4 protein-coding genes are annotated in these 3,810 nt (G+C 44.2%); all 4 read left to right on the forward strand.

Translation table 11 applies throughout. The annotated features are described in order from the left end of the window. The first annotated feature begins 172 nt into the window (after window positions 1-172). The 4 genes from RMY63_RS41325 (at window position 173) to plsY (ending at window position 3,689) form a co-directional block, all read left to right on the forward strand. On the forward strand, window positions 173-967 hold the full coding sequence (locus tag RMY63_RS41325) for an MlaE family lipid ABC transporter permease subunit (protein WP_322734214.1): 795 nt from the start codon (window positions 173-175) through the stop codon (window positions 965-967). A 160-nt stretch (window positions 968-1,127) separates the two neighbouring features. Then, the gene (locus tag RMY63_RS41330; protein ID WP_322734215.1) at window positions 1,128-1,514 is read left to right on the forward strand and encodes a DUF3119 family protein; all 387 of its coding nucleotides are present in this window, start codon (window positions 1,128-1,130) and stop codon (window positions 1,512-1,514) included. A 136-nt stretch (window positions 1,515-1,650) separates the two neighbouring features. Beyond that, complete coding sequence (locus RMY63_RS41335) at window positions 1,651-2,925, forward strand: DUF3086 domain-containing protein (RefSeq protein ID WP_322734217.1); 1,275 nt, start codon at window positions 1,651-1,653, stop codon at window positions 2,923-2,925. Between the two features lie 83 nt (window positions 2,926-3,008). Further along, window positions 3,009-3,689, forward strand: coding sequence for a glycerol-3-phosphate 1-O-acyltransferase PlsY (gene plsY, locus RMY63_RS41340; RefSeq protein ID WP_322734216.1), 681 nt, complete (start codon window positions 3,009-3,011; stop codon window positions 3,687-3,689). Window positions 3,690-3,810: the final 121 nt, after the last annotated feature.

Genomic DNA, 3,810 nt, shown 5'->3' on the forward strand with positions numbered 1-3,810 from the left:
CAGGCTGGTTTTTTTCCTGAACCTTGGCCCTGCTTCATTCCACAACTCAATGTTTTCCAAATCACCCTCTCTAGTGCCTAATTTTTAAACACCTACCCTTGAAAGATTCCCCATTCCCCATTCCCCATGACTTCCGCTATTCTTAAGGCAGTTACGAGTTAGCTACAGAACATTGAACCAGACTACATCCAAATCCAGTTTAGAGGAATGGAGTCAGCGGTTGCTGGCAGCGATTTTTCTGGGTGGGCAAGTACTAGTTCACCTATTGAAAGGCAAAATCCATCGGCGCAACACTTTAGAACAAATGGCATCAGTTGGGCCAGATTCCCTATTTATTGCTCTATTTACCGCTATTTTCGTTGGCGCGGTGTTTACCATTCAGGTGGCGCGGGAATTTATCAACTTTGGCGCTGGAAACGTTATCGGCGGAGTGCTTTCTGTAGCGTTGACACGAGAACTCTCTCCCGTGTTGACAGCAGTAGTTTTGGCAGGACGAGTTGGTTCTGCCTTTGCAGCAGAAATCGGTACTATGCGAGTCTCAGAACAAATTGATGCCATGTTGATGTTGAGAACAGATCCAATTGATTACCTGGTTATCCCCCGCGTCCTTGCTTGCTGTTTCATGCTACCAATTTTAACCCTTCTGTCTTTGGTGACAGGGATGTTCGGAGGATTTATCATTGCGACCAATATCTACAACCTATCTGATACGGTATTTCTAGACTCAGCCCGTAACTTTCTTGGTCTCTGGGATATTTTTAGCGCCATGATTAAAGCCTTTTGTTTTGGCATTTTAATCGCTGTAATTGGTTGCAGTTGGGGGTTGACGACAACAGGAGGTGCTAAAGGAGTAGGACAGTCAACCACAACAGCTGTTGTGACTGCCTTGCTGATTATATTTGTTAGCAACTTCTTTCTTTCTTGGTTAATGTTTCAGGGGACTGGCAGTGCATTTATAGGGCTATAGAAGTTGAGAAGTGAGGAGTAGAGACGCGATTAATCACGTCTGTACAGGAGTTATGAGTTAAAACTCCTCACTCCTAACTCTTAACTTCTAACTCCTGACTCCTGACTCCTGACTCCTAAAATAGGAGAGATGCCTACTAAACAAAGCAGGATTTAAGACTGTGACCAGTTCATTTGCTTCTAACTCCACATCAACTGTGGAACTCAAGCCTAGTTACAATATACCCATAGTGTTGGTGATTGCCGCGATGCCAATACTGTTGGTACAGCCGTGGGTAGGCTCCGTTTTCACGCTGTTTGGTTTGTTTCTCATGTTTCAGGCGGTAACGGTGCGTTTGCAATTTACCGCCACCGACTTAGATATTTACAGAGGCGAAAAATTGATTCGGCGCTTTCCCTACCAGGAATGGCAAAACTGGCAGATATTTTGGAATAAAGTCCCCATTTTGTTTTACTTTAAAGAAATTAAAAGTATTCACTTTTTGCCGATTTTATTTGACCCCAACACCTTGAAAACTTGTTTAGAACAACGTTGTCCGCGTATTTAGTGCTGAGTGCCATCTGTGCTGAGTCGTTTTTATATAGACTCAGAACTCAGCACTCATGCTCAGGACTTTTATGGCAGGTCAATTGTAATATTTCTGAAAGCTATTTATTCGCGTCATCGGAATTACACTATTGTTTATGAACCCAGAGGCATCTCAAACCCCAGAACCAATTGATGAGCGGTTGCCAGAAAAACCAGAAGATAACAATGCAGTTGAACATTCAGTAAATCCATCAGTTGAGTCAGTGGTAGACACAAAAGCCGTGAGCTCATCAGAGGAGTACACAACTTTTGAGCCACTCATTTCCAATGCAGAAGTGGTAGATTCTACAGTAGAGCTAACAGAAAATTCAAATGGCGAGTTTGTAGTGCAGTTAGAAGCGGAAAATATCGCTCTGGGGTCTGAAATAGGATCGGGAAATTATTCATTATATGCAGAAGCAGAGCAGCGAGTGGCAGAGTTGCAAAGTGCTGAAGTAGCTCTCAAGTCAGAAATAGCCTTGCTGCAAGCTTCTTACGAAAAGCTTCAGACACAGGTGAGTGAAACTCAAACCTCACTGGGGCGACTCGTGCAAGAGTCGCTGGTGCAGTTAGAACAACGCAAACAAACCCTGCAAATTTCTGTAGAACAATTAGAACGCCGTCAAGAACGTATCCGCAACGAGATGCGAACTACTTTTGCTGGTACATCCCAAGATTTGGCAATTCGGGTGCAGGGTTTTAAAGACTATCTCACGGGTAGCTTACAGGATTTAGCCTCTGCCGCCGAGCAGTTGCAACTAACGCCAAGTGTGGTAGAACGAGAAAAACCATCTGTAAAAGAGGCTAAACCAGCTGAACCCCAACCTGGAATACCCCAATTTGCCCAACAGCAGTTTCAAGATACTACCAAGCAAATTCGCCGCCTAATTGACCAATACCGCAATAAACCAGATTACTACGGCCCACCGTGGCAACTACGCCGTACCTTTGAACCAATCCACGCTGAACGAATCTCCAACTGGTTTTTTACTCAAGGAGGAAGGGGTGGTTTGCGGACAATGGGTAGCCGCTTACAAAATATTCTGATTGCCTCAGCTGCAATTTCGATATTACACAAGCTGTATGGCGATCGCGTCCGTACTTTAGTCTTAGCTAATACACCAGAGCGATTAGGTGAATGGCGACGCGGCTTGCAAGACTGTCTGGGAATCGGTCGCCCAGATTTCGGCCCAGACCGAGGTGTGGTATTATTTGAGGCATCTGATGCTCTGGCTCAAAAAGCAGACCGATTGACGAAAGCCAATCAATTGCCTTTAATTATCATTGACGATTCTGAAGAACAAATCAGTTTGTCACTGCTGCAATTTCCACTGTGGTTAGCCTTTGCTCCTGACCCCAAAATAGTAAGAAACTATGATGATGACTTTTAATTAGTCATTTGTCATTTGTCATTGGTCATTGGTCAAGAGGTATTACTCTTGACTTTTTTAAATTTTAAATTTTGAATTGTATTATGGCTATTTGGTTAACTCTGTGCGGGGCAATTGTAGTTATAGCTTACCTGCTGGGTTCTTTTCCCACTGGCTACATTGCTGTGAAACAGTTAAAAGGTATTGATATTCGAGAAGTTGGTTCAGGTTCCACTGGCGCAACTAATGTACTAAGAACCTTGGGGAAAGGGCCAGGAGCATTGGTTTTAGTACTCGATTCCTTAAAGGGAGTATTAGCGATCGCTCTAGTTTATTGGTTGTTCAATTTTGAACCAATTCCAAATTATATCCCTCCAACGGTAGATGTACAACTGTGGCAACCGTGGGTGGTAACAATATCTGGGTTAGCTGCCATTCTGGGACATAGTAAATCAATTTTTTTGGGCTTTACTGGTGGTAAATCTGTTGCTATCAGCTTGGGGATTTTGTTGGCAATGAGTTGGCAGGTAGGTTTAGCAACAGCGGGTGTGTTTGCTATTGTTGTGGCAATATCACGGATTGTTTCTTTAAGTTCAATTGCAGGTGCGATCGCAGTTTCCATTTTCATGGTACTTTTGCATCAACCTTTACCCTATATTCTCTTTGGGATTGCCGGTGGGTTGTATGTGATTTTGCGCCATCGCGCTAATATTGAACGACTGTTTGCGGGAACGGAGCCAAAAATTGGGCAACCTGTAGCGACAGAACCCGAACAAACTGCATGATATCATGTCCGCATAATTAGTTATGATTTCCACAGTCATTGCACCCCACACGCCAGGTGCTTCAAGTCGGCAGAGCCGCCCAACGCACTGGCTCCCCTTAATCCCCTCCCCGCAAGCGGGG

This window comes from Nostoc sp. ChiQUE01b (genome assembly GCF_034531255.1).
GTDB lineage: Bacteria > Cyanobacteriota > Cyanobacteriia > Cyanobacteriales > Nostocaceae > Nostoc.